This is a genomic window from Oceanobacillus zhaokaii (assembly GCF_003352005.1).
GTDB lineage: Bacteria > Bacillota > Bacilli > Bacillales > Amphibacillaceae > Oceanobacillus > Oceanobacillus zhaokaii.
The window spans coordinates 2,358,482-2,384,636 of the sequence record NZ_CP024848.1; the positions used below are offsets into that span (position 1 = coordinate 2,358,482).

Here is a 26,155-nt window from a genome sequence, read left to right on the forward strand (position 1 = left end):
GTTTACTCCCCCACTAACGCATATTTTAGCACTTCATCAAGATGACTTACCGGAATATACGTTATTTCGTTTCGAACACTTTCTGGAATATTTTCTAGATCTTTTTCGTTATCCTTAGGAATAATTAATGTTGTTAATCCAGCTCGATGTGCACCGAGTGATTTTTCCTTTAAGCCACCTATTGGTAAAACACGGCCACGAAGCGTGATTTCCCCTGTCATACCAACTTCTTTCCTCACTGCTCTCCCAGTTAAGGCAGAGACAAGTGCCGTTGCCATCGTTATTCCAGCAGAAGGTCCATCTTTCGGTGTTGCCCCTTCAGGCACATGTATATGAATATCGTACTTTTCATAAAAATCTGGTTCAATATTTAGCTCTTCCGCACGGGAACGAATATAGCTAAACGCCGCTTGTGCAGATTCCTGCATCACGTCGCCTAATTTTCCTGTTAACGTTAGTTTACCCTTTCCAGGATAATGTGACACTTCGATTGATAGAATATCTCCACCAACACTCGTGTACGCTAGGCCTGTTGCTGTTCCAACCTGATCTTCCTTTTCCATCAACCCATAATGAAATACAGGTTTTCCTAGTAACTCTTCTAAGCTCTTCTCAGTAACAACTACACGTTTCTTCTCTTCAGAAATAATAATTTTTGCCGTTTTTCTGCAAAGTTTTGCTAATTGACGTTCTAGTCCCCGTACTCCTGCTTCTCTTGTATACGTTCGGATAAGCTTCAGTAAGCTTGCATCGCGAACTTGCAGCTCACTTTTCTTTAGCCCATTTTCCTTTAGCTGCTTCGGTAAGAGATGTTCTTTTGCAATATGCAGTTTTTCTAATTCAGTGTAGCCTGCAAGAGAAATTAATTCCATTCGGTCAAGTAATGGACTAGGAATACTGTTTACATTATTTGCTGTTGCAATAAATAATACATTCGATAAGTCATACGTTTCTTCAATAAAGTGATCGCTGAATGTACCATTTTGTTCCGGATCCAGCACTTCAAGCATTGCTGAAGATGGGTCTCCTCGAAAATCATTCGACATTTTATCGATTTCATCTAGTAAAAATACCGGGTTAATCGTTCCTGCCTTTTTCATCCCTTGGATAATTCGACCGGGCATTGCACCTATATAGGTTCTGCGATGTCCTCTTATTTCCGCCTCATCACGAACACCACCTAGAGATATACGTACGAAATTACGGTTTACTGCTCGTGCGATAGATTTAGCTAGCGATGTTTTCCCTACTCCAGGTGGGCCAACAAGGCAAAGTATTGGACCTTTTATCGTGTTTGTAAGCTTTTGGACTGCAAGGTATTCAAGAATTCGTTCCTTTACCTTATCCAAGCCATAATGGTCCTCATTTAGTACTTTCTCTGCGTAATTAATCTTAATTGTGTCCTTTGACTTATTTGTCCATGGCAATACGAGCAGCCAATCTAAGTAATTACGAATGACAGAGCTTTCTGCAGAGCTCTGAGGTACTTTCTCATAACGTCCTAGTTCTTTTAATGCAACCTCCATAATCTGCTCTGGCATATCAGATTGCTCAATCTGCTCTCTCAGCTGATCAACTTCACTTGATTTGCCATCTCTTTCTCCGAGCTCCTTCTGGATTGCTTTTAACTGTTCACGTAAATAAAATTCCTTCTGTGTTTTTTCCATCGATGTACGAACGCGCAGGCCAATTTTCTTTTCTAAATCCAATACTTTCTTTTCATTGGAAAGAAGCTTCAACAAATGTTGCATGCGCTCTTGTACATTTTGCTTCTCAAGTAATTCCTGTTTATCAGTAATCTTTAAAGATAGATGGGATGTAATGATATCGGCAAGTCTCCCCGGCTCATCAATATCAGAGACTGTAGCAATAGTCTCTTTGGTAATCTTTCTTGATACTTTTATGTATTGTTCAAATTGAGCAAGAAGCGAACGCATTAGTGCCTCTTCCTCTGCAGCATCACCATGAGCATCTTCTAGTTGAGAGATTTCAGCTATAAATGTATCTTCTGTATCAATATATTGAATAATTTCTGCACGATACAATCCTTCCACAAGAACACGTAAGGTACCATTTGGTAATTTTAGCATTTGTTTTACCATCGCTACCGTTCCCACACGATAAATATCGTTTGGTTCAGGATCATCTAAGCTCACTTTTTTCTGAGCAGCTAAAACGATGGTTTGATCTTCCATCATGGCTTGTTCTAATGCAGCAATTGATTTATCTCTTCCTACATCGAGGTGTAATACCATCGAAGGAAATACAAGTAATCCACGTAATGGAAGGAGGGGAATTTGTTTATTGTCTTTGGTCATCGTATGTAAACCTCCATTTTTTCTATTTAGCAGAAAAGAAACCTTTCGATTCTTATTACTGCATATGTAAAATTAAGTACTCACCCAGTGAACTAGGTAAAATCAACGTTTTCTATTTATAACATAAGTTTATACTTTGCAATCTATGTCATTAAAGTCTATAGAAAACTTCAATATTTGTAAATCTAAATCGCTCAAAATAATGTTTTTTCGTTCATCCAAATTAGTATTTACCCAATTTGCAAATCTAAACAAGCAAAAGAGACTAACAGGAAGCGAGCTCCTATTATATAAGAGCTCAAATACTAAGTCAGCCTCTAATCTTTAACTATTTTCTAAAAATCGCTTGTACTACAGCTCGTAATTATGCACTCTCTTTAGGATGCTTCGCGTTTCCAGCTTGGATTGTTCCATCTCTAAATACGAGTGTAGGACTGCCATCTTCTTCAGTTACTGTTTCTTTTGTAATAATACATTTTTCAATATCTTCCCGTGACGGTAATTCAAACATTACCTCAAGCATGATCCCTTCAATGATCGACCTTAATCCACGAGCACCAGTCTTCCGCTCTATCGCCTTCTTCGCGATTTCGGTAAGAGACTCATCCTCGAATTCGAGTTCGACATTATCCATTTCAAATAGCTTTTGATATTGTTTAACTAATGCATTCTTAGGTTTTGTAAGAATTTGGATCAATGCATTTTCATCTAATGGCATCAAGCTGCCGATGATCGGAATTCTCCCAATAAATTCAGGAATTAGACCATAACGCAATAAGTCTTCAGGCAGTACTTTCGAAAGTAATTCATCCATGCCGAGTTCTTCTTGTTCATTTGATCCGAAACCTATTACTTTCTTACCTAAACGGCGTTTGATTACTTGGTCAATTCCATCAAATGCCCCACCAACAATAAATAAAATGTTGGTCGTGTCAATCTGGATGAATTCTTGATGAGGATGTTTCCTTCCACCTTGAGGAGGTACGCTTGCAACCGTTCCTTCTAGAATTTTTAGAAGTGCTTGCTGTACACCTTCACCTGATACATCACGTGTAATTGAAGGGTTCTCTGATTTACGGGCAACTTTATCGATCTCATCAATATAAATAATTCCCTTTTCCGCTTTTTCTACATCATAGTCTGCTGCTTGAATTAATTTCAACAGAATATTTTCAACATCTTCCCCAACATATCCGGCTTCAGTTAAAGATGTAGCATCTGCCATTGCAAATGGAACATTGATAATTCGTGCTAAAGTTTGAGCAAGCAATGTTTTCCCACTACCTGTTGGTCCAATCATTGCAATATTACTTTTAGAAAGTTCTACATCATCTGTTGTCTTCGGTGAGTTAATGCGTTTATAGTGATTATAAACCGCAACAGATAAACTTTTCTTCGCCTGTTCTTGGCCGATAACATAATCATCAAGAATGTCACAAATTTCCATAGGCTTTGGAATTTCCTTTAATTCCATTTCCTCTTCTGTACCAAGTTCTTCTTCCACAATTTCCGTGCAGAGTTCTATGCATTCATCACATATATAAACGCCAGGTCCGGCAACGAGTTTACGAACTTGATCTTGACTCTTTCCACAAAACGAACATTTCAATTGTCCTTTTTCTTCATTAAATTTAAACATTACATTTCACCCCTACGAAACCTATTATTTTAATCTAGGTCCCAACTTTTATAGTCATCATATCAGAACAAAAATAAAAAACAAAATAATAAACATTGGATACATCATTTTAAAATCACTCATTTTCAGAGTTGAGTAAAGCCAAGCTTCTATGCTAGAGCATTAGCGAGACTTCACTTAACACTGAATATCCTAGCCTGGTGTTTCCGTTCTTTCGATAGCTTTTAAATTCTGATTTGTTTACATTCTTCTTTCCATTATCAATAAAATACGCAGAAAGTCAAATCATATTACTTATACTATATGTTGATTTTATTAATTAAGTCGAGTTTAAACTATTTATTAGAGTGTTTTATGCTAAAGATAATATGTAGTTGAATTGTTTTTTCTGGTCTGCGAATAATATAAAAACAAGGTGCGGTAAACACACCTTGTTTTTATACGCTATGTTTGGTCGCAATTACGTTTGGAATGAATCAATTAGTTGCTAGTTTTGCTATTATCAACTAAAAATTCAATCGCTTTTCTCATTTGTAAGTCACTCTTAATTGTATCAGTGTTTCCACCTAACATAGGAACTAACTGCTCTGCATCGATTCCATACATTTCAGCCATTTTTCCTAATTCTTCATTAACATCTTCGTCAGTTACACTGATATCTTCTGCTTTTGTAATTGCTTCTAATGTAAGGTTAGTTTTCACGCGTTTTGCAGCATCTTCTTTCATTTGTTCTTTAAGTGCTGCTTCGTCTTGACCTGAGAATTGTGTGTACATTTCTAAAGTCATCCCTTGCATTTGCAAGCGTTGTTCAAATTCTCTTACCATTTGCTCCAATTCTGTTTCTACCATCGCATCTGGAATATCTACTTGTGCATTTTCAGAAGCTTTTGCAATTAAATCTTCACGTTTTTGGTTTTCAACATCTTGCTTCAATTCTGCTTCTAATTGTTCTCTTTTCTTCTTCTTCAATTCGTCAAGTGTTTCCACTTCTTCATCGACGTCTTTGGCAAATTCATCGTCTAATTCTGGAAGTTCTTTGAATTTAACTTCATGAATTTTAACTTTAAATGTTGCTTCTTTACCAGCAAGTTCTTCTGCATGGTAATCTTCTGGGAATGTTACCTTGATTTCAGTATCTTCATCAAGTGCTTTACCAACTAATTGCTCTTCAAATCCTGGAATGAATTGGCCTGAACCAATTTCTAGTGAATGGTTTTCACCTTTTCCACCATCAAATGCAACACCATCAGTAAATCCTTCAAAGTCCATTACAACTGTGTCGCCTTCTTCTACTGTTCCTTCTTCTTTTACAACAAGTTCAGCATGACGCTCACGCAGTTGTTCAATTTCTTTATTAACGTCCTCGTCTGTAACTTCTACAGATGGTACATCAATTTCTAATCCTTTGTATTCACCTAAAGTAACTTCTGGTTTCACTTCAACTTCAGCAGTGAAGACTAATGTTTTACCTTTTTCGATTTGATCAATGTCAACTTGTGGTTGATCGATTGGGAAGATATCTGTTTCGTCGATAGCATTTTTATATGCTTCTGGAAGTACAATATCCACTGCATCTTGGTATAGAGATTCTACGCCAAAACGTTTTTCAAACATTCCACGTGGCATTTTCCCTTTACGGAATCCAGGAACTTGAACTTCTTTCACAACTTTCTTAAATGCTTGATCTAATGCTTTATCAAACTCTTCTGCAGAAACCTCAAATGTTAGAGTTCCTTTATTTCCTTCTTGTTTTTCCCATTTAGCTGTCATTACATTTCCCTCCAAAATCTATTATATCCATTCATTTATCACGTTTTTAGAATAAATGTTAGCGAATGCTCAGATTTACAACCATTTTATTATAACATAATTCGCTTGGCATTCAACTATATACTATTAGAAACCTTGGTTATACTTATTCGTTAAGAAAGTATGGACACTTTCTTAACGAATAAGTAACAGATGTCTATTCTTCAATTATACTTAAGTACAGTGTTTCACACATTTTGATTTCATCAATATAATGTAAAACGGAGCCTTCTAGTGTTTCATTTGTTTCAATATGTATGTTTAAAGATTCCTGACCAATAAACGTTATCGCCTTTACTATATTCCTAACTTCTTTACTCGGCGGTGTAATCGGATAAAGCACGAAAAAGTAGTGATAGAGTATTTGTTCAATTACTGCATATAATGTCGGATTTTTTAATTCAACCTCTTTTAAAGACGATAAAATCTGCTGAAAAACGTTATTTTCATTAATTTTCTCTGTTTCATTAGGAACAATCCTTATGTCAATGTCAAATTTCTTTATATCTATACTTTTTGTAACATGATTATCCATTAAAAAATTGATGATAGCAGTTTTATTCACGGGATGAATTCGCTCATTAACTAATAATTCGAGTATATCATCTGAAGCACTTGCATGTACCCTTCGTAAATTTTCAATAATTCGCCATTGTTCCTGGTGATTGTCAGCTTCGACCGCCCCTGTCAATTCCTCATGTAAAAGAATCGATTTTTCCACCATAATATCTACTTTCATCTTTTTGCTTATATCATATAGCTGCGTAAATTGTTCACGGAATATTTCTGGCAGCTGTTTATCAGCAAGTTCTGCTGCAGCATGTTCCATCAATAATTCATATTGATTCGTTTGGAATAAAATCGTTAAGTACATATGTAAGTAATGATAATAATTGTCGTCCTTATGTTGGAGTAGCTCTTCACAAAGTTCCTGTGCTTCTTCATATCTGCTAAGTTCCATTAAACACATCAATTTCGCAATCAGAATTTCATAATCATCTACCTGATAGCTTAATAATTTATTTAGTTTCTCTAATGCCTCTTCATATCTTTTCTCCTGTAATGCGTATAAACTCTCCTCCTCTAATGTTTTTTTCCATTTCGGAAAGAGGATCACATTATTCGGCTCGGTTTGCATTTATTCACCTCCTGCTAGTTAGTATTTATATTTTACATATAAGCTATACATACCCTAAAGGATAAAGTGGTAAACATATAGAAAAAGAGAAACCTAATTTATGGATAGGTTTCTCTTCAAGTAGCGTCCCAGGCAGGATTCGAACCTGCGACCCACAGCTTAGAAGGCTGTTGCTCTATCCTGCTGAGCTACTGGGACGTATGAATGGAGCGGGTGAAGGGAATCGAACCCTCATCATCAGCTTGGAAGGCTGAGGTTTTACCACTAAACTACACCCGCAAGTGGTGCTCTTTCTAATTCTTTCATACATATTATGTAAGTCGTTTAAAAACGTTCTTTTTTAACGGACAAGTTTCATTATAGGCAATAGGGCATTTTTTGTCAACCATTTTTAAAAACTTTTTCTAAAAAACTTTTAAAACTAGAATAAGAGCATATTGAGATAGCTTTTTTTATTAGTAATACCAGTTCAAAAATCAGCATTTCTGTTAATTGAACTGGATTACTATTCTAATTAAAATGGCAATGATACTTGATACGCTAAATCAGAAACCTCGCTACCATCTAATGCATAAAAACGAATTTTTATATCATCAGGTTTATCCCATTCCATTACAACATATGTTTTCTCCTCACGTCTTCTTGGCATGCGTATACTTCCAGGATTAATAAATAATTGATGGTCTTCCAGTAAAGATCCAGCGAGATGCGTATGTCCGAAACAAATGACATCTGCCCCAACTTCTTCTGCACGCATAGATAATCTTGTTAAATCCGTCTTTACTCCAAGCAAATGTCCATGTGTAACATAAAACGTCAAATCATTTATCTTTATAATTTGTTCCTTCTCATAATGAGGATCTAAGTCGCAATTACCCGTAACAGTATAGAAGTTTATTAACTCATTCGCATCCGCATTTAATTCAGAATCACCACAATGAATAAGATAATCAGCTTCATGTCGTTCTTTTATCATCGTAATTTCGTTCGTTAATCCATGACTATCGCTCATTATCAATACTTTTGTCATCCATTACCACCTCATATCAAACCATTTATCTACTATGTATCCCTTTTTCTAGCTGACTAATCGCATTTTTTCGGTGGCTAATTTTATTTTTCTCTTCTGGAGATAGTTCTGCCATTGTTTGATTATAGCCTTGAGGAATAAAAATTGGATCGTACCCGAAGCCATTTTCTCCTTTTTCAGTGGTTCGGATTGTACCTTCACAATATCCTTTATAAAATAATGTTTCTTCACCTGGAGTTGCAATTGCAAGTACACAAATAAATCGAGCAGTTCTCTCAGATGCTGGCACTTCCACTAGTTCATCAAGTACTTTTCTAATATTCGCCTTATCATCTGTTGGCTCGCCTGCATACCTTGCAGAATAAATGCCTGGACGACCGTCTAATGCATCAATGATTAGACCAGAATCGTCTGCTAAAACAGTGATATTAAACATTTGAGCTATTTCTTCTGCTTTTAATGCAGCATTTTCTTCAAATGTCTGACCTGTCTCTTCTATATCTGGTACGGGTTCTTCAAGATCGAGCAGCGAGACAACTTCCACATTAACCGTTGCGAAAAATTGCTTAAATTCGGCTATTTTTCCTCTGTTTTTTGTTGCAATCAATATTTGCTTCATGTCAGAAACCCCTTATTTATTCTTTGTTTCTCCAACACGCTGTACTAAGTCACCTAGTACTTCTTTTTGTATGCCAATAATTTGTTCCAATCCTTCACTTGCTAACTTTAGCATCGTTTGCAATTCTCCAATTGAAAAAGTTGCTTCTTCACCAGTTCCTTGAATTTCCACAAATTCGCCTGCACCTGTCATAACAATATTCATGTCGACATTTGCTGCAAAATCTTCTTCATAATTTAAATCTAAGATTGCTGTTTTATCCGGTAATATCCCAACTGAAGTTGCACATAGGAAATCTGTTACAGGCATTTTACTTATTTTTTTATTTTCTAGTAAATCCCCAAATGCAAGAACAACAGCAATAAATGCACCTGTAATCGAAGCTGTCCGTGTACCACCATCCGCTTGAATAACATCACAATCAACCCAAACAGTTCGTTCACCAATCTTATCAAGATCGACAACAGAGCGCAGTGCTCTACCAATTAGTCGCTGAATTTCCATTGTTCTTCCGCTAACTTTCCCTTTTGATGATTCACGGATATTCCGATCGGCAGTTGCACGTGGCAGCATGGCATATTCTGCTGTAATCCAGCCTTTTCCTTGTCCACGCATAAATGGAGGAACCCTATCCTCTATACTTGCATTGCATATTACTTTTGTATTGCCGACTGTTATCAATACAGAGCCTTCAGGATGGGTTATGTAGTTCGGTGTTATTGTTATTGGTCTAAGTTCATTTACTTCACGCTGATCATTACGCATTCAAAATTCCTCCTTGGTAGTTAAGAAAGTATAACATATTTCTTACTACATAAGTGCAACTAAGGCTGTCACCTAAAAGCTTGATCAAACCTTAGTTTTCTAATATTTCCTCATTAGCTTATCATATTTTCTTCAAAAGAAAAATGAACATACATGCCATTATATTGAAAACGCATCTTATCGCACCGGAAATATACGGACTAGGATTCTGCGAATTAAGATTTATCTTCAAATAAAAAAGAGGCTAGTTTTATTAGCCTCAATCCTCAAAGTTTTTCTGTTGGTGTGAATGTTTGCTTTGTGACTGGTTCATCGTAGGATTCTCCATTTTCATTGACCAGTTTTTCTTTATTCTCTACTTTTATATCAACTGCGTCGATCGCTTCTTGCTCTGTTAAAGTTCGTACTAAAGTTTCCATTACTTCGTCTGCAATGATGCCCTGTTCACTATCTTTTAAAATTTCTTCATTGAATACTAATTCTAATACTCCATCACTTAGTACAGGCTCACTTGCTAAATCTGTTTGAGAATTAAATACATTGACAACATCCGCCTGGTAACCTGGTCCCTCTAATAATGATTGAACAATAGAGTGAAAAAATTCTTCTTCCCCTTTTTCTACATATTGGGTTACAGGAACATAATAGCGATTTTCACCATGTTCTGCAGGATAATACATCGTAACAGCCTGACTGTTTACTAAATCAAGTGTGTCTGTATCCGTGATATTTATTCCATTTGCACGTGAATAGCCTTCACCAATTGGTGTTCCATTTACAGGCATTTCTGTTTGCGGATGACCATTAATCCATAACTGAACTTTATTTACGTTTTCAAATTGGGTTAATGTATGTGTTACAGATTCTAATATTTGCAGTTCCTCGCTAGCTTGGTAATCTTTAAATTCCTCCGATAAATCAACAATCATCGTTCCATCCTCTTTAAGGTTCACGCCAATCACCTCAGTTCCTTCTGGCAGAACGGCCTGGAAACCATTCGGCAGCATCTCTGTGACTGGGCCACCTTTAACTAAATATTCTATTACCTGTGTTGCTACTTCTTTTGATTCAAGCTTTGGTAATTCTAGTGTTTGTGATGCAACCATACCGTTTGCATCGAGTAAGAACAATTGCCTCGGTACGGTTTCTTCTGCCACTTCTGAGGTTTCTTCACCCTCTGTTTGTTCTGACTCTTCACTTGAAGCTTTCGAATCCTCATCTGTTGTTGGCTTCTCTAAATTATTCACTTCCTCTGCATTTTGCGGAGGATCTAAGTCTTCTAAAGATTGTTCCCCTTGAAAACACCCAGTCAACAGAACTGAAAGTGTAATTGCGCCTGTCATAAGTAATCCTTTCTTTTGCATGTTCATACCTCCTACGATGGTTTGTACTACTATGTATACGAGCTTATATTTTAAAATAGACCATCAAAGTAAAAGATGGAACTTCTTTTTAAACGTTAAAAAAATCAAGGAACATGAGAATCATGCTCCTTGATTGATTGGAAGTGTAGCCTTTTCTATTGATAACATTTCTGGTTGATGATCTTTAAAAATACTTTTTGCGATTTTATTAAACATCGCTAATTCACCAGTTGTGTAGATTTGATGAACAGGAATCTGATCCTCTTTGTTTAATAAATAATGCACATCCAAGATTGTACTCGTTTCTCTTGCGGTTTCTTCGCTGGAGGAAATAATGGTTACCTGTTCCCCAATGACATGCTGAATCGTATCCTTCAGTAATGGATAATGTGTACATCCTAATATGAGGGTATCCATTTGTTTAAATTGCTTCATGGATGCCAAAGACTTAGCAACAACCTCTTGAGCTTCTGGGCCAGCTGTAATCCCTTTTTCTACTAGCGGTACGAATAATGGACATGCAAGTGGATATACATGGATTCCTTCATTAATTTTTTGCAATGCTTCCTTATATGCTTTGCTCTTAATCGTTCCTTCTGTACCAATAACGCCGATATGAGTATTGTTCGTTACCTTTATCGCAGCTCTTGCTCCTGGCTGAATAACGCCTATTACAGGAATGTCTAACTTTTCCTGCAAATCCTTCAATGTAAAAGCAGTTGCCGTGTTACATGCTATTACTAGCATTTTAATGTTTTTACTTAATAGAAACTCAACCATTTCCCAAGTAAATTGCTGTACTTCCTCTTTTGATCTAGGTCCGTATGGACACCTTGCTGTATCACCTAAGTAAATTAATTTTTCTTTTGGTAATTGGCGCATCAACTCATGTGCAACTGTCAATCCGCCAACCCCTGAATCGATAACTCCAATTGCTTGATTCAAACGATCGCCTCATCTATGCTGTTATTTTTCATTTACCATTTTCATTTGTCTGTATAAAAAATCCAATAATTGATTCAATTTCGTAACATCTGCTTCTGAGAATTCTTCTAAAACTTCTCCCAGATATGCTTGGCGTTTCGCAATCACTTCATGAATGATAACCTTCCCTTTTTCCAGCAGGTGAATGCGTACAACGCGTCTATCCTTTTCATCACGAACTCGCTTCACTAGTTCCGTTTTTTCCATTCTATCAACTACGTCTGTAGTTGTACTGAAAGCAAGACTTATTCTATTTGATAATTCACCAATAGTTAAATCGCCTTCTTCAAGTAACCATTGTAAGGCAACAAATTGTGGAGGTGTGATTGGATAATTAGTTAAAATTTTACGACCGTTTTGTTTAATGATTCCCGATATATAACGAAGTCGTTTTTCCATTATATTTATTTCATCTTTGGATGGTTCGTTTATCAACAGTGCTACCTCCTACAAAGTTCTTTCCATAATAGTTTATCATATTCTATCAAAAAGCAAGTGTATTTTAATTTAGTTACCCTCTTACTTTTTATAAGTATTGGAATACTTATAATGGAAATAAACTGCTTACTAGGGACCATTCCAGCCGAGAAAATACACGGAGACACCTCGACAATAAAGTACAATTTGTCTGATTGCGATGTGGAGCTGACGAAGCTTTTCTTGTCCCGCGGGAGGAAGAGCATAGGTGAGACTGCGAAGTGCGACAGCACGAATAGGCTCACCAGCCCCCTCAGGTGCGCGAAGTGTATTTTCGGAGCGACCGGACAGAGAACTATTGCTCATCTATGTTAGTTGACAGGTTATATAAACACTTCCTTATCAGCAAATTTTAAAATCAATCTATTAGAAAAAAGCATATCTTTGGAAAGCAAGATGTCAGTTGAAAATTTTTCCGTCTTTTATCACTTATAAGAAGAACTTATTTCACTGCGCATCATAAGCTATATTGACTAAATAATTTCCCTTCAAACTGCAGCTCTACAAGAGCAAGGAGGGGTTAACATTTGAAGGACAACGAGTATAAGCCGAAGCAATTATTAACAAAGCGAGAAAAAGAAGTATTCGAATTGCTAGTACAAGATAAGACAACAAAAGAAATCGCGCAGGAATTGTATATTTCTGAGAAGACTGTCCGGAACCACATTTCAAATGCGATGCAAAAATTAGGAGTCAAGGGGCGCTCTCAAGCCGTAGTTGAGCTTCTCCGCATGGGGGAATTAAAGCTCTAAGATTAGTGTAGCTTTCACCAGCATAGACTGTTTCCATAGAGGTGATTAGTGAAGCTTTTCGAACATATTCCATTTATTTCCAGATTACACAAAACCGACTTCTAGTCAGAAAGTCGGTTTTGTTATTTCTATATGATATTATATCGTTTAGTGTGCGTTGTCGCTGCCAAAGAAGTTCTTAAATGCTTGAATATTTGTAGCACGGTTCATTGCTGCAATAGACGTTGTTAATGGGATGCCTTTCGGACAAACTTGCACACAGTTTTGTGAGTTACCACAACCACTGATTCCGCCTTCTTCCATTAACCCTTCTAAACGATCACTTGCATTCATTTCACCTGTTGGATGTGCATTAAATAGACGTGCTTGCGAAATAGCTGCCGGTCCAATAAAATTGGATTTATCATTCACATTCGGACAAGCCTCCAGACATACGCCACAAGTCATACATTTCGATAGTTCATATGCCCATTGGCGTTTTTTCTCTGGCATTCTAGGACCAGGCCCGAGATCATGCGTACCATCGATAGGTATCCAAGCTTTTACCTGTTTCAATGCATCAAACATGCGCTCACGGTCCACAATTAAATCACGTACAACCGGGAATGTAGACATCGGCTCCAGTCGAATAGGTTGCTCTAGTGTGTCAACTAATGCTGCACAGGATTGTCTTGCGGTTCCATTAATTACCATTGAACACGCCCCACAAACCTCTTCCAAACAGTTCATGTCCCACATAACTGGTGTTGTCTTTTCACCATTTGCATTGACAGGATTTTTCTGAATCTCCATTAATCCAGAAATAACATTCATATTTTTACGATATGGTATATTAAATGTTTCCTCATATGGATCAGAGTTCGGATCATTTTGCCTTGTTATTATAAACGTAACTGTACTTTGTTCAGCCATTTTTACGATACTCCCCCTTAGTGTGTTGTCGTATAATCGCGCTTACGAGGCTTGATTAATGATACATCCACATCCTCGTATGAGAATACTGGTGAAGCGTTCTCTTGATCAAATTCTGCAATCGTTGTTTTTAACCAATCCTCATCATTTCGTTCAGGGAATTCTGGTTTAAAATGTGCCCCACGACTTTCATTACGGTTATAAGCACCAATCGTAATCACTCGTGCCAATTGAAGCATATTTTTCAATTGACGGGTAAACATAACACCTTGATTACTCCAGCTGGAAGTATCATTAATGCTAATATTCTCCCAACGTTCTAGTAATTCAACAATCTTTTTATCTGTTTCTAATAACTTGCTATTCTCTCGAACTACCGTAACATTATCGGTCATCCATTCGCCAAGCTCTTTATGGATCTGGTATGCGTTTTCACCGCCATCCATCTTCATAAGTGCTGCAAATTTTTCCTGTTCTTCTTTTTCTCTCGCTTCAAATAAAGTGGAAGGTAAATCCTCTGCATGCTGGTCGAGTCCGTCAATATATTCAATTGCTTTCGGCCCAGCTACTAGTCCGCCATAAATTGCAGAAAGCAGCGAGTTTGCCCCTAAGCGATTCCCACCATGCTGTGAATAATCACATTCACCAGCAGCGAAGATACCTGGGATGTTAGTCATTTGATTTTCATCGACCCATAGACCACCCATTGAATAATGAACAGCTGGGAATATTTTCATTGGCACTTTACGTGGATCTTCCCCAACGAATTTCTCATAGATTTCAATGATCCCGCCAAGCTTAATATCCAATTCCTTAGAATCTTTATGTGACAAATCAAGGTAAACCATGTTCTCTCCATTGATTCCGAGTTTCTGATTAACACAAACATCGAATATTTCGCGAGTTGCAATATCACGTGGAACAAGGTTACCATATGCCGGATATTTCTCTTCAAGGAAATACCAAGGTTCCCCGTCCTTGTATGTCCAAATACGTCCACCTTCCCCACGAGCGGATTCGCTCATAAGACGTAATTTATCATCACCTGGAATTGCTGTTGGATGGATTTGAATGAATTCTCCATTCGCATATTTCACACCTTGCTGGTATAAAATACTTGCTGCAGAACCAGTATTAATCATTGAGTTCGTTGATTTACCAAAGATAATTCCAGGTCCACCCGTTGCGAAAATTGTTGCATCAGACCGGAATGATTTTATTTCATGTGTTTTTATGTTTTGTGCAACAATCCCGCGACCAATTCCTGCGTCATCAATGACTGCTTCAACAAATTCATATCCTTCGTATTTCGTCACAAGTCCTTCTACCTCATAGCGGCGAACTTGTTCATCTAATGCGTATAGTAATTGTTGACCTGTCGTTGCCCCTGCGTAAGCTGTGCGGTGCATCTGTGTTCCACCAAAACGCCGAAAGTCCAGTAAACCTTCTGGCGTACGGTTAAACATAACACCCATACGGTCAAACATATGTATTATTCCTGGCGCAGCATCACACATTGCTTTTACTTGTGGCTGGTTTGCTAGGAAGTCTCCACCATATACCGTATCATCAAAGTGAAGCCATGGTGAATCACCTTCACCCTTCGTATTTACTGCACCGTTAATACCACCCTGTGCACAAACGGAGTGAGAGCGTTTTACAGGTACAATTGAGAATAGATCAACGCTAACCCCAGCCTCGGCTGCCTTTATCGTTGCCATTAAACCAGCTAACCCACCACCGACTATCGCGACTTTACGATTACTCATAATATATAACGCTTCCTTTCTCTCTTTCTATTAAACACCGAATGCAAACTGAATGATTGTTCGAACTCCGAGGTAACTTACAGCAAGAAACACGAATACTGTTATGTAAGTTAATACACGTTGTGATTTCGCTGATTGTGTAATACCCCAAGATACACAGAAGCTCCATAAACCATTAGCAAAGTGGAATACTGTTGATATTACGCCGATTAAGTAGAACCAGAACATAAACGGACTAGAAAGAATACCTTCCATTAAGCTATAATCTACTTCTGCATTTCCCAATCCAATTTGAACACGTGTTTCCCAAACGTGCCATGCAATGAATATTAGTGTGATAATCCCTGTAATCCGCTGTAATGCAAACATCCAGTTACGGAAAAAACCATAATTTTTCAAAGAATAGTTTGCCGTTAACGCAATATATACCCCTAGAATTGCATGATACAGAATTGGTAGGTAGATAATGAATATTTCCAGTAATAGTACAAACGGAAGATTTCCCATAAATCCTGCTGCTGTATTAAAGCTTTCTTCTCCATACACGGCAAAATGGTTCACCACTAAATGCTGCACTAGAAATACACCGATAGGTACTACGCCTAGTAGTGAATGAAGTCTTCTGTAAAAATACTCACGCTGCCCTGCCATGTTATCCCCCCTTGTTAAATGATAGAAATTATTTTTATGTACATCTTAAAAAAGTAAAGCGCTTAACAAATTACTTGCCAGTTTTTTTAAAATAGTACAATTTGTAACAATTTCATTGTACTTCTAACTACAAAAAGCGTCAAGAAAACGAATCAAAAATTAAGGAATACATGTACTATTCCTTCTTTTCTATTAAGTAAGCGGTTTTAAGATACTGCTTAATATATAGTCTCAAATAAGTTTTCAACTTAGATGATAATTACAAAAACCGAGTGAATCAGCACTTGATTATTCAAGTAATTATATAGATAATGATATTAGAAAACTAAGGTTTTAGCCAAGCCTTACAGTGACAACTTTAGTTGCACTTATGTAGTAAGAAATATTTTATACTTTCTTAACTACCTAGCATATGCGGTTGAACGAAAGGATGACATCAATGCGAAAAAAACAGGAACTATTCTCCTCATCTCAGCTTGAACTATTTACTACAGAAGGTGCTGGTTATGACGTCCTTCGTTATATAAGTTTACCAGAGTTACTAGGAAAGGAAGCAAACACACTTCTTTATTTCATGGGTAGAAATCTCGCAAGAAAATTTGCAATTAACGATTTAGAAGATTTAATTACAATTTATGATAAATTAGGCTGGGGCAAACTAGAGCTGGTAAAGGAAAAGAAGAAGGAATTACTTTTTCAGCTCATGGCAGACTCTGTCGCACTTAGATTACAGGCCTCATTTACAGCAGAATTTCGAATGGAAGCGGGGTTCCTTGCCGAAGCAATCCAGAAACTAAACGGAATCGAATGTGAATGTATAGAGGAAATAAATAAGAGAATCCATCAGGTAGCATTTAAGATTGTTTATACGAAGTAAACCTAAAAAGACAGGTGCCTTTTAAAGAGCCCCTGTCTTTTAATGACTGCTTTTATCATTATTCCTCTTGATTTAAATATTTCTGAATGTCTGTTGCGATATTTACCGGAATGCCAAGCTTCGTAATCTCTTCAATAGGCGCTTGCTTAATTTCCGTTATAGACTTGAAGTGAGTTAACAATAATCTTCGTCGTTTCTCACCAACACCGGGGATTTTATCTAATTCCGATTGCACTAAATTCTTCCCTCTTAATTGACGATGGAATGTAATCGCAAATCGATGTACCTCATCTTGAATTCGTTGTACAAGATAGAATTCCTGTGATTGTCTTTCTAAAGGAACGACGATTGGTGGATTTCCATACAGTAATTCACTCGTTTTATGTTTATCATTTTTTGCTAGTCCACCCAACGGAATGTCAAGACCTAGTTCATTCTCTAACACGTCTAAGGCAGCGCTCATCTGTCCCTTTGAACCATCGACGATAATTAAATCTGGTAATGGCAAATCTTCCTGTAAAACCCTTGTATATCTTCTTCTAATAACCTCTCGCATTGTCTCATAATCATCAGGACCTACTACATCCCTGATTTTATATTTTCGATAATCCTTCTTACTAGGTTTTCCGTCAATAAAGACAATCATTGCCGACACAGGATCTGTACCTTGAATATTAGAATTATCAAATGCTTCTATGCGATGCGGTGTTTCAATATTTAATTTTTCGCCAAGCTTCTCAACAGCAACTATCGTTCGTTCCTCATCTCGCTCGATTAAAGCAAACTTTTCGGAAAGCGCAATTTCTGCATTTTTAATGGCCAACTCTACTAATTCTTTCTTCCGGCCCCTAAACGGCGTATGAACATCGATTTCCAACAACTCACTCAGAATTGTAACATTTGTTCCGATGGGCACAAATATTTGCTTCGGTTTCAAATGATTTTGATGAAGGTAGAATCGACCCACAAAGCTAACAAATGTCTCTTCAGCAGAATCGAAAAACGGAAACACAGATACGTCTCGTTCGATTAACTTTCCTTGCCTTACAAAAAATACCTGAACACACATCCAGCCCTTTTCAACGCTATATCCAAATACATCTCGATCTATACGGTCGTTTAGGGTCATTTTTTGCTGTTCCATCACAGCCTCAATATGCTGAATCTGGTCACGTAATTCTTTTGCTCGTTCAAAATTTAACTGCTCGCTTGCTTCCAGCATTTTATTTTTTAAATTATTTTTTATTTCGTTAAACCCACCGTGCAGAAAAGAAGAAATCTCCTGAACAATCGCATTATATTCCTTTGCAGTCGGTGGATGTTCACTGCATGCTAAACATTGATGCATATGATAGTAAAGACATGGTCGCCCTGGTGGATTATTGCATTTCTTGAGTGGATACAAGCGATCAAGTAATTTCTTCGTTTCTCTTGCAGCAATAACGTTCGGATACGGCCCAAAATATTTTCCTTTGTCCTTTTTAACTTTACGTGTTATTAATAAACGAGGATGCCGTTCTGAAGTGATTTTTAAATAGGGATACGTCTTATCATCCTTTAACATCACATTATATTTAGGGTCGTATTTTTTTATTAAATTCATTTCTAAAATTAATGCTTCCATTTCGGATGACGTAACAAAATATTCGAAGTCAACAATTTCCTGGACTAATCGCTGGGTTTTACGGTCATGTGCACCTGTAAAATAAGACCTGACACGGTTTTTCAGCAGCTTCGATTTCCCAACATAGATGATTGTCCCCTGTTTATCCTTCATTAAATAACAGCCCGGCTGAGCTGGTAATATCGCTAATTTTTCTTTGATTAATTGATTCATATCGTTTCCATTCCCTTTACCCTATTAAAAGATGTTCAAAAAGGAGGATAAAAATGACGGAGAAGTATCAAATCAGCGAAGCTCCCCGTACCGGGCTTCCACAGGATGTGGTGACTTCTACGTTGTCTACAAATGTTTTCGGTGGGACGAGTTAGCGCAGTCCCAGGACGTAGACGTTTTTAGTAGAAGTTCCTTGACTGTTTCAGCGTGAGGAACGGAAAAGCATCACGTCAGAAATTCGATGTGTCAGTTTTACCGGACTTTTTGAACGCACATTATTAGAAAGTCCCTTGTTATTAATAACAAGGGACCAGTATGAGTCTATACAATTGAATGTAGCTTAAGCGTGTTTGTTAATCATATCAACTAACGCTTCTTTTGGCTGGAAACCAATTGCTTGGTCAACAACATTACCATCCTTAAATAATAATAAAGTCGGAATGCTCATCACACCAAATTTACTTGCAGTTTCTTGGTTTTCGTCTACATCTAATTTTACAATCTGAACTTTTTCGTTTAATTCACCATCAATTTCTTCTAAAACTGGTGCAATCATTTTACAAGGTCCACACCAAGGTGCCCAGAAATCAGCTAGCACTAAGCCTTTTGAAGTTTGATCAGCAAAGTTTTGATCTGTTACGTGTTCAATTGCCATTATAATAACCTCCTTTTTGCTCCATTTAAAGCTCAAATAGAGTATACCATCGATATTATTTACTTCCTAATAGTTTGCTTATACTTTTTCAGAGCAAATTAACTTTTGATGGTAGTTTATTCACGGAAGACCGCTCCAGAAATACACTTCGCTTTCCGCGGGGAGCTGGTGAGCCTCTTCTTCCCTCAGGAGTCTTCGTGTATTTCCTCCGCTGGGGTGGTGCGAAATCTTTAGATAAGGTGTTGAAAACACGCTAAATATTGCCTTTAATTTATAGAGATGGATAGGGAATTCATTAAAAACGAAGGTAATCATCCTATATCCTATTCTAAAACAATTAAAACCAATTAGAAAGTAGCCAAGTTCTTAGTAGTTTCTATCCTACTTTCATTTTATTTATTTCCTCAATTAGCAATGGAATTATTTCAAATAAGTCACCAACGATGCCGTAGTCGGCGATGTTAAAGATATTTGCTTCTGGGTCTTTATTGATTGCTACGATTACTTTAGAATTCGACATGCCTGCTAAATGCTGAATTGCTCCGGAGATACCAACTGCAATATATAAATCTGGCGTTACTACTTTACCAGTTTGCCCAATTTGCAGGGAATAATCACAGTAATCGGCATCACATGCACCGCGAGATGCACCGACAGCTCCACCTAGCGCATCTGCAAGTTCATATAGTGGTTTAAATCCTTCTGCACTTTTCACACCGCGTCCACCTGCAACAACAATCTTCGCCTCTGATAGGTCGACTCCTTCCGTTGCTTTACGTATTACATCTGTCACAATCGTTCGAATATCCGTTACCTCAATATCCAGCTCACGAATATTTCCAGTTCTTGCTGTATCGCGTTCTAAGCTTGGAATATTATTTGGACGAATTGTGATAAACGGAAAATTCCCGGTAATTATTTTCTTTTCAAATGCTTTCCCTGAATATATCGGTCGAATGTAAGCCAAATGATTTTCGGTTATTTCAATCTCTGTGACATCGGAAACTAATCCTGTGTTTAGTTTACTTGCAAGCTTAGGGGATAAATCTTTACCGATAGACGTATGCCCCATCACAATGCCAGCAGGTGATTCATCATTGATTACCGCAAGTATCGCTTGGCCGAACCCCTCCGATGTATACGTTTTCAAATTATCGTGCTTAACGGTTACGACACGGTCTGCACCGTAATAGATTAACTCCAATGCTTGACTTTCAAGGTCATCATCGCCACATACTACACCGATAATCTCCGCATTTTCATTTATTTTTTTGGCCGCTCCAATCGCTTCAAATGATACATTTCGTAATGTCCCATCCTTTGTCTCACCAACTACTAATAGTTTTTCGCTCATTTTCTTCTCTCCTCCCCTTTTACATTCATTAAATTATTTTTGCTTCATTTCTAAGTAGGCCAACTAATTCCTTCACTTGTTCTGTTACATCCCCTTCAAGCACTCTCCCTGCCGCTTTCTCAGGTGGTAAAAATATATCAATTGTCTTCGTTTTCGCTTCCACATCATCTTCCTCAAGGTCAAGATCATCAAGTTCAAGTTCTTCTAATGGTTTTTTCTTGGCCTTCATGATGCCCGGCAGTGACGGGTACCTTGGGTCGTTTAACCCTTGCTGGCAAGTTACAAGTAATGGCAATGTTGTTTCAATTACTTCCACATCGCCTTCAACATCCTTTTCAATATTCACTGCTGTCTCATTAATCTTTAAGCTTGTAATTGTTGAAACATAAGGAATCCCTAGTAAATCGGCAACACGAGGACCAACCTGCCCACTCGCTTCATCAATTGCTACATTTCCAGCAAGAATTAAATCTATATCCTTCCCTTCAAAAAATGCTTCTAAAATTTTAGAAGTCGTATATTGATCTCCATTATCTAAATCTTCTTCAGTATTAATTAATACAGCTTTATCTGCCCCCATTGCTAAGGCTGTTCGTAATTGTTTTTCCGACTCTTCATTACCAATTGTGACAACCGTAACTTCCCCACCATGTGCGTCACGCTGCTGAATTGCCTCTTCAACAGCATACTCGTCATATGGATTAATAATAAATTCCGCATTATCCTCGTCAATTTGCCCATTTACAACAGAAATTTTTTCTTCCGTATCAAACGTCCTTTTTAGTAATACATAAATATTCATTTATTATCCCCCTCTGATTCGTATTATTTATCCTGAAAATACGGTTTGCGTTTTTCCAAGAAAGCTTGAATCCCTTCCTTTGCATCCTCACGACCAAACACGTCGCTAAATGCAATAGCTTCTTCTTTCATTCCTTTGTCAAAAGCTTCATGTTTAGCATAGGACAGCAAATGCATAATGTGGTTTATCGTGGCTCTACTCTTTGCTGCGATTTTCGTTGCCAATTCGTTGGTTACATTTAGAAGCTCCTCATCTGCTACAACTTGATTTGCAAGCCCTAATTGATATGCTTCAATGCCACTAATTGGTTCACCTGTTAATATTAATTCATAGGCCTTTGCCGCACCAACTAATCGTGGCAAACGCTGTGTACCAGCAAAACCTGGGATAATTCCAAGTGTAATCTCTGGTAAACCCAATTTCGCTGTTTCTGTTACGATGCGAATATGGCAGGCCATTGCCAGCTCTAATCCACCACCTAGTGCTGCTCCATGAATCGCTGCAATCATGGGGATAGGAAAATTCTCAATTCGATTAAACACTTGCTGTCCATTCTCTGAAAGTGCTCGGTAATCAGACGTCGCCTGTAACGAGGTGAATTCCTTAATGTCTGCACCAGCTGAAAAAAATCGCCCTTTCCCTTCTAGTACAACAACCTTGACATTTCCCTCATTCTCAATCTTATCTAATGCCTTGTTCACCTCGTGAATTAATGTACTGGACAAGGCGTTTGCTGGTGGACTTTGAATAGTTAAGCGGGCAATCTGATTCTCCTCTTCGTAAGTGAGTGCTGCCAATATTATTCCTCCTTTATTCATCCGTTGTAAACTAATATAGATTACTAGCTTCTAAGACCATGAATAAGTAATGCATGGATTTGTGGTACTTGATCGACTAGATTGTATTTATGTTCCTTCATTACCCAATTGGTTACAATTTCATCCAATGTTCCAAAGATCATTTGTCGCATCAATGGAACGTTAATATCTTCTCGAAATTGTTTCGTTTCAATCCCTTCACCAATAATGACGTCTATCATCGTCAAATATGGTTTTAAGACAGCATTGATTTGGCGTCGTAATGTATAGTTTGATTGCCTTAATTCCAGCTGTGTAACGATTGCTAAGTCATGATTTTTTTCCAGCTGTCGAATATGCAGATCAATTAACGTGAACAGCTTTTTCTCAGCATTTTCTTGCATGCTTGTTGCTAAAGCAATCTCTTCAATAAACTGTCCCATTTTCTCTTTAAAGACGGTTACAAGAATATCTTCTTTGTTTTTGAAATATAAATAAATCGTTCCATCCGCAACTCCTGCAGCTTTTGCAATCTTAGAAACCTGTGACCCATGGTAGCCATTTTCCGCAATAACTTTGACAGCCGCTTCGATAATCTGATTGTATTTCGGTTTATTCGATTTCATGATTTTCTCCTTAAACATTGCCAATAATTAATGAATGACTATTCATTCATAAACACATCATAAATCATACTAGCTTCGAATGTCAATACAAAGCTAGTCCAGACAAGATGTAAAAAAAAGAGAGGCATTACTTGTTATGTGCTTATCTCTTGTGTCTCATCGATTAATTGTCTTCGGAGAATTTTGCCGATTGCTGTTTTTGGTAATTCATTACGAAACTCATAAATTCTTGGTACTTTATATGCGGCCAAATGCTTTCGACAATAAGCATTGAGATCGGACTCATCTACAGTATAGCCTGTTTTTAAGACAATAAATGCTTTTACAGTTTCTCCGCGATATGCATCGGGAATACCAACGATTACGGCCTCTTGAATTGCCCCGTGCTCGTATAGCACTTCCTCGACCTCTCTTGGGTAAATATTATAGCCGCCAGCGATAATCATGTCTTTCTTACGATCAACAATAAAGAAATATCCTTCTTCATTCATATAGCCAAGGTCCCCTGTGAAAAGCCAGCCATCTCTTAAGACATTTTCCGTTTCTTCCGGATTATTCCAGTAGCCCTTCATTACTTGGGGCCCTTTTACTGCAATTTCCCCTATCTCACCGGTAGCAGCTTCTTCATCAGTGGCATCCATTTTGAAAATCTTCGCATCCGTATTTGGCCATGGCACACCAATACTCCCATTAACTCTATCCGTATAGATAAAATTCGCATGGGTAACTGGAGATGTTTCCGTTAATCCATATCCTTCCACTAATTTTCCGCCTGTTATTTTCTCAAATTGGTCTTGAATTTCACTCGGTAATGGGGCAGATCCACTAATACATGCTTCGATCGAGGATAAATCATACTTATTTAAATTTGGATGATTTAATAGGCCAATATAAATTGTCGGTGCGCCAGGAAATAAGGTTGGCTTTTGCTTCGTTATCGTTTTCAAAACATCTTCCGCATTAAATTTTGGCATTAAAATAATTTTAGATCCTTGCAAGATAGCTAAATTCATTACAGTCGTCATGCCATACACATGGAAAAAAGGAATGACACCGAGTACAATCTGTTGTTTTCCTTTTGTTTTATATAACCATGCTTGACACATTTGGACATTCGACACGAGATTATAATGTGTCAGCATTACTCCTTTTGGAAAGCCCGTCGTTCCACCAGTATATTGAATTAATGCAAGGTCCTCTTTTGGATCAATCTCCGCTTCAAGATAATCAGCTGGAGTATTATCGAGTATCAATTGCCATACGTGTGTTTCGTCACTTTGCTCTACTTTAATGACCATATTGTATTCCCGTTTTTGGATGAATGGATAGATCAGGTTTTTAGGAAATGGCAAATAATCTTTTATCCCCGTTACAACTACATGCTTTAGATTGGTTTTACCTTTGACATTTGTAACACGGGGTACTAATATATCCAAGCAGATGAGGATTGTAGTACCCGAATCCTTTAATTGATATTCTAGTTCCCGCTCTGTATACAATGGGTTCGTTTGAACAACAATTCCTCCCGCCATCATGATGCCAAAATAACTGATGACTGCTTGTGGACAATTGGGTAACATGATTCCAACACGATCACCTTTTTTCAGACCGATTGATTGCAAATAAAAAGCGAGCTGTTTTGCCTGGGTGTATAAATCATCGTATGTTAATTCTTTGCCCATAAAATGAAGCGCTTTCTTTTCTTTGAATTGCTCAGCGCTCTCAGCTAGAAAAGCATATAGCGGTTTCTCTGCATACTTTATTGTAACAGGAATTTCGCTCGGATAATGTTCATGCCATTTCTTAACCAGCTCCATCAAATCTCCTCCTTTTTTGTCTATTATAACCATTATATCGATTAATTTCTATTTTTAGAAATCTTATAATGCTTTTTACTGATTTATATTTGAAATGAATGCTAATTACATGATAAACCTTGGTCTATAAGAATGTTCCACTTTCTTATTTAATGAAAAACTGATTAATAAAAGTTTGTTACTTTTCTAAGTGATGGATTATTACTTAGTAGTTGATATAAACTGCGAACTAACTTAGGATAGGATATCAAATACTCTTGGACCAGTCGCTCCGAAAATCCACTTCGCTTTCCGCGGGGGGCTGGTGAGCCATCTCGCGCTATCGCACTTCGAAGTCTCACCTAGGCCCTTCCTCCCGCAGGAGTCTTCGTGTATTTTCTCCGCTGGGAGTGCGAGTGTAAATAGTTTTCTATCCGTCTATTAGATAGAGCCACAGTTTCCACCCATGAGTTGAGGAGAGCAGGAAACTCCTGTGGGAATAGTAACGTCTTCCGATGGAGCAGACCGCGTTATCCGCGGAAATCGACTGTACGCAGTGGAAATCAACCTCGCAAGTAGTTTGCACTTTATCTAAAAAGTAAGCCTAAACAAAAAACTTCATGCCTCAAAGTTTCTAAACTTTTACAGCATGAAGTTTCCATTTAGATGAAATATATAATTCCGGCAATGATAAATAGAATTGCAACAATGAGTAGTATTTTAGCTAGCCGTTCAAATACCATTCGATTTTCCTCCTAACCACCAATACTTGCACCTATGACAAACGATAACCCAACGGAGATCATCATGGAGATAAAGCCTACTGCTTTATTTCCCTTGCCTATTTCCTCATCGACCCTAATGGTTGGTGTTAGAAATTCAAAAATAAAATAGCCTAATAACAACAAAACAAATCCTAGCGCACCCCAGCCAATGCTTTGTAATATCGTATCGTTATGTTCAATTGAATAACGAAAAATTGTTGCTATTCCAAACACTTTTCCTCCAGTCGCCATCGCAACCGCAAAATTTCCATTTTTAATTTCTTCCCAGTTTTTATACGATGTAACAAGCTCGAAGACAGCCAAAAATACGAGGGTACAGAGCACAACTACACTGTACCTTGCAGCCGTTACGACAATAACGTTTTCCCAAAAAACACTCATATGCTTCCCCCTTTTGAG

General features: G+C 37.6%; 23 protein-coding genes and 2 tRNA genes. 2 read left to right on the forward strand and 23 right to left on the reverse strand.

The genetic code is table 11. The features are described 5' to 3' along the window. Positions 1 to 2: 2 nt before the first annotated feature. The 12 genes from lon to CUC15_RS12120 form a co-directional block, all read right to left on the reverse strand. Positions 3 to 2,318 carry an endopeptidase La gene (gene lon, locus CUC15_RS12065; protein WP_114916896.1) on the reverse strand — a complete coding sequence of 772 codons (2,316 nt, stop codon included), beginning with the start codon at positions 2,316 to 2,318 and terminating at the stop codon, positions 3 to 5. Between the two features lie 364 nt (positions 2,319 to 2,682). Next, positions 2,683 to 3,957: an ATP-dependent protease ATP-binding subunit ClpX gene (gene clpX / locus CUC15_RS12070; RefSeq protein ID WP_114916897.1), complete on the reverse strand. Its 1,275-nt coding sequence runs from the start codon at positions 3,955 to 3,957 to the stop codon at positions 2,683 to 2,685. Positions 3,958 to 4,437: 480 nt separating this feature from the next. Then, on the reverse strand, positions 4,438 to 5,727 hold the full coding sequence (tig, locus tag CUC15_RS12075) for a trigger factor (protein WP_114916898.1): 1,290 nt from the start codon (positions 5,725 to 5,727) through the stop codon (positions 4,438 to 4,440). 196 nt (positions 5,728 to 5,923) lie between these two features. Continuing rightward, positions 5,924 to 6,904, reverse strand: coding sequence for a tetratricopeptide repeat protein (locus CUC15_RS12080; protein WP_114916899.1), 981 nt, complete (start codon positions 6,902 to 6,904; stop codon positions 5,924 to 5,926). 124 nt (positions 6,905 to 7,028) lie between these two features. Then, positions 7,029 to 7,102: transfer RNA gene (locus CUC15_RS12085), tRNA-Arg, on the reverse strand. Positions 7,103 to 7,109: 7 nt separating this feature from the next. Next, positions 7,110 to 7,183 (reverse strand) — tRNA-Gly (locus CUC15_RS12090). Between the two features lie 235 nt (positions 7,184 to 7,418). Beyond that, positions 7,419 to 7,934, reverse strand: a complete 516-nt coding sequence (locus CUC15_RS12095; RefSeq protein ID WP_114916900.1) for a metallophosphoesterase family protein — start codon at positions 7,932 to 7,934, stop codon at positions 7,419 to 7,421. 25 nt (positions 7,935 to 7,959) lie between these two features. Further along, complete coding sequence (locus CUC15_RS12100; protein WP_114916901.1) at positions 7,960 to 8,553, reverse strand: XTP/dITP diphosphatase; 594 nt, start codon at positions 8,551 to 8,553, stop codon at positions 7,960 to 7,962. A gap of 12 nt (positions 8,554 to 8,565) precedes the next feature. Further along, positions 8,566 to 9,318 (reverse strand): ribonuclease PH, encoded by a 753-nt coding sequence (gene rph / locus CUC15_RS12105; protein WP_114916902.1) that lies wholly within the window; start codon positions 9,316 to 9,318, stop codon positions 8,566 to 8,568. Between the two features lie 266 nt (positions 9,319 to 9,584). Then, complete coding sequence (locus CUC15_RS12110; protein ID WP_114916903.1) at positions 9,585 to 10,682, reverse strand: GerMN domain-containing protein; 1,098 nt, start codon at positions 10,680 to 10,682, stop codon at positions 9,585 to 9,587. A 120-nt stretch (positions 10,683 to 10,802) separates the two neighbouring features. Then, positions 10,803 to 11,627 carry a glutamate racemase gene (racE, locus tag CUC15_RS12115; RefSeq protein WP_114916904.1) on the reverse strand — a complete coding sequence of 275 codons (825 nt, stop codon included), beginning with the start codon at positions 11,625 to 11,627 and terminating at the stop codon, positions 10,803 to 10,805. Positions 11,628 to 11,648: 21 nt separating this feature from the next. Further along, on the reverse strand, positions 11,649 to 12,065 hold the full coding sequence (locus CUC15_RS12120; protein WP_205317701.1) for a MarR family winged helix-turn-helix transcriptional regulator: 417 nt from the start codon (positions 12,063 to 12,065) through the stop codon (positions 11,649 to 11,651). A 605-nt stretch (positions 12,066 to 12,670) separates the two neighbouring features. Here CUC15_RS12120 and CUC15_RS12130 point away from each other — a divergent pair. Then, positions 12,671 to 12,895: a helix-turn-helix domain-containing protein gene (locus tag CUC15_RS12130; protein WP_094883395.1), complete on the forward strand. Its 225-nt coding sequence runs from the start codon at positions 12,671 to 12,673 to the stop codon at positions 12,893 to 12,895. Positions 12,896 to 13,042: 147 nt separating this feature from the next. Here the strand turns inward: CUC15_RS12130 and sdhB are convergent, their stop codons facing one another. The 3 genes from sdhB to CUC15_RS12145 are packed head-to-tail and all read right to left on the reverse strand — an operon-like array spanning position 13,043 to position 16,227. Next, positions 13,043 to 13,807 carry a succinate dehydrogenase iron-sulfur subunit gene (gene sdhB / locus CUC15_RS12135; RefSeq protein WP_114916907.1) on the reverse strand — a complete coding sequence of 255 codons (765 nt, stop codon included), beginning with the start codon at positions 13,805 to 13,807 and terminating at the stop codon, positions 13,043 to 13,045. Between the two features lie 17 nt (positions 13,808 to 13,824). Beyond that, positions 13,825 to 15,576 carry a succinate dehydrogenase flavoprotein subunit gene (gene sdhA / locus CUC15_RS12140; protein ID WP_114916908.1) on the reverse strand — a complete coding sequence of 584 codons (1,752 nt, stop codon included), beginning with the start codon at positions 15,574 to 15,576 and terminating at the stop codon, positions 13,825 to 13,827. Positions 15,577 to 15,606: 30 nt separating this feature from the next. Next, positions 15,607 to 16,227, reverse strand: coding sequence for a succinate dehydrogenase cytochrome b558 subunit (locus CUC15_RS12145; RefSeq protein ID WP_114916909.1), 621 nt, complete (start codon positions 16,225 to 16,227; stop codon positions 15,607 to 15,609). 439 nt (positions 16,228 to 16,666) lie between these two features. On the opposite strand from CUC15_RS12145, the gene CUC15_RS12150 reads away from it, so the two are divergent. Then, positions 16,667 to 17,104, forward strand: a complete 438-nt coding sequence (locus CUC15_RS12150) for a DUF2507 domain-containing protein (RefSeq protein ID WP_114916910.1) — start codon at positions 16,667 to 16,669, stop codon at positions 17,102 to 17,104. 58 nt (positions 17,105 to 17,162) lie between these two features. Here the strand turns inward: CUC15_RS12150 and uvrC are convergent, their stop codons facing one another. The 8 genes from uvrC to CUC15_RS12190 form a co-directional block, all read right to left on the reverse strand. Then, positions 17,163 to 18,941, reverse strand: coding sequence for an excinuclease ABC subunit UvrC (gene uvrC / locus CUC15_RS12155; RefSeq protein WP_114916911.1), 1,779 nt, complete (start codon positions 18,939 to 18,941; stop codon positions 17,163 to 17,165). Positions 18,942 to 19,281: 340 nt separating this feature from the next. Next, entirely contained in the window at positions 19,282 to 19,596 is a 315-nt protein-coding gene (trxA, locus tag CUC15_RS12160) for a thioredoxin (RefSeq protein WP_114916912.1), read from the reverse strand. A gap of 376 nt (positions 19,597 to 19,972) precedes the next feature. Continuing rightward, positions 19,973 to 20,950, reverse strand: coding sequence for an electron transfer flavoprotein subunit alpha/FixB family protein (locus tag CUC15_RS12165; RefSeq protein ID WP_114916913.1), 978 nt, complete (start codon positions 20,948 to 20,950; stop codon positions 19,973 to 19,975). 28 nt (positions 20,951 to 20,978) lie between these two features. Continuing rightward, positions 20,979 to 21,752 (reverse strand): electron transfer flavoprotein subunit beta/FixA family protein, encoded by a 774-nt coding sequence (locus tag CUC15_RS12170; protein WP_114916914.1) that lies wholly within the window; start codon positions 21,750 to 21,752, stop codon positions 20,979 to 20,981. Between the two features lie 23 nt (positions 21,753 to 21,775). Continuing rightward, positions 21,776 to 22,549 (reverse strand): enoyl-CoA hydratase, encoded by a 774-nt coding sequence (locus CUC15_RS12175; protein ID WP_114916915.1) that lies wholly within the window; start codon positions 22,547 to 22,549, stop codon positions 21,776 to 21,778. 44 nt (positions 22,550 to 22,593) lie between these two features. Further along, positions 22,594 to 23,175 (reverse strand): fatty acid metabolism transcriptional regulator FadR, encoded by a 582-nt coding sequence (locus CUC15_RS12180; protein ID WP_114916916.1) that lies wholly within the window; start codon positions 23,173 to 23,175, stop codon positions 22,594 to 22,596. A gap of 134 nt (positions 23,176 to 23,309) precedes the next feature. After that, on the reverse strand, positions 23,310 to 24,992 hold the full coding sequence (locus tag CUC15_RS12185) for a long-chain-fatty-acid--CoA ligase (RefSeq protein WP_114916917.1): 1,683 nt from the start codon (positions 24,990 to 24,992) through the stop codon (positions 23,310 to 23,312). A gap of 734 nt (positions 24,993 to 25,726) precedes the next feature. Continuing rightward, entirely contained in the window at positions 25,727 to 26,137 is a 411-nt protein-coding gene (locus CUC15_RS12190; RefSeq protein ID WP_114916918.1) for a DUF350 domain-containing protein, read from the reverse strand. Positions 26,138 to 26,155: the final 18 nt, after the last annotated feature.

Excerpts from the sequence above, each read along its gene's own strand:
- lon (WP_114916896.1), bottom strand. The coding sequence starts at position 2,318 with ATGACCAAAGACAATAAACAAATTCCCCTCCTTCCATTACGTGGATTA.
- clpX (WP_114916897.1), bottom strand. The coding sequence starts at position 3,957 with ATGTTTAAATTTAATGAAGAAAAAGGACAATTGAAATGTTCGTTTTGT.
- tig (WP_114916898.1), bottom strand. The coding sequence starts at position 5,727 with ATGACAGCTAAATGGGAAAAACAAGAAGGAAATAAAGGAACTCTAACA.
- CUC15_RS12080 (WP_114916899.1), bottom strand. The coding sequence starts at position 6,904 with ATGCAAACCGAGCCGAATAATGTGATCCTCTTTCCGAAATGGAAAAAA.
- CUC15_RS12095 (WP_114916900.1), bottom strand. The coding sequence starts at position 7,934 with ATGACAAAAGTATTGATAATGAGCGATAGTCATGGATTAACGAACGAA.
- CUC15_RS12100 (WP_114916901.1), bottom strand. The coding sequence starts at position 8,553 with ATGAAGCAAATATTGATTGCAACAAAAAACAGAGGAAAAATAGCCGAA.
- rph (WP_114916902.1), bottom strand. The coding sequence starts at position 9,318 with ATGCGTAATGATCAGCGTGAAGTAAATGAACTTAGACCAATAACAATA.
- CUC15_RS12110 (WP_114916903.1), bottom strand. The coding sequence starts at position 10,682 with ATGCAAAAGAAAGGATTACTTATGACAGGCGCAATTACACTTTCAGTT.
- CUC15_RS12120 (WP_205317701.1), bottom strand. The coding sequence starts at position 12,065 with ATGGAAAAACGACTTCGTTATATATCGGGAATCATTAAACAAAACGGT.
- sdhB (WP_114916907.1), bottom strand. The coding sequence starts at position 13,807 with ATGGCTGAACAAAGTACAGTTACGTTTATAATAACAAGGCAAAATGAT.
- sdhA (WP_114916908.1), bottom strand. The coding sequence starts at position 15,576 with ATGAGTAATCGTAAAGTCGCGATAGTCGGTGGTGGGTTAGCTGGTTTA.
- CUC15_RS12145 (WP_114916909.1), bottom strand. The coding sequence starts at position 16,227 with ATGGCAGGGCAGCGTGAGTATTTTTACAGAAGACTTCATTCACTACTA.
- CUC15_RS12150 (WP_114916910.1), top strand. The coding sequence starts at position 16,667 with ATGCGAAAAAAACAGGAACTATTCTCCTCATCTCAGCTTGAACTATTT.
- uvrC (WP_114916911.1), bottom strand. The coding sequence starts at position 18,941 with ATGAATCAATTAATCAAAGAAAAATTAGCGATATTACCAGCTCAGCCG.
- trxA (WP_114916912.1), bottom strand. The coding sequence starts at position 19,596 with ATGGCAATTGAACACGTAACAGATCAAAACTTTGCTGATCAAACTTCA.
- CUC15_RS12165 (WP_114916913.1), bottom strand. The coding sequence starts at position 20,950 with ATGAGCGAAAAACTATTAGTAGTTGGTGAGACAAAGGATGGGACATTA.
- CUC15_RS12170 (WP_114916914.1), bottom strand. The coding sequence starts at position 21,752 with ATGAATATTTATGTATTACTAAAAAGGACGTTTGATACGGAAGAAAAA.
- CUC15_RS12180 (WP_114916916.1), bottom strand. The coding sequence starts at position 23,175 with ATGAAATCGAATAAACCGAAATACAATCAGATTATCGAAGCGGCTGTC.
- CUC15_RS12185 (WP_114916917.1), bottom strand. The coding sequence starts at position 24,992 with ATGGAGCTGGTTAAGAAATGGCATGAACATTATCCGAGCGAAATTCCT.
- CUC15_RS12190 (WP_114916918.1), bottom strand. The coding sequence starts at position 26,137 with ATGAGTGTTTTTTGGGAAAACGTTATTGTCGTAACGGCTGCAAGGTAC.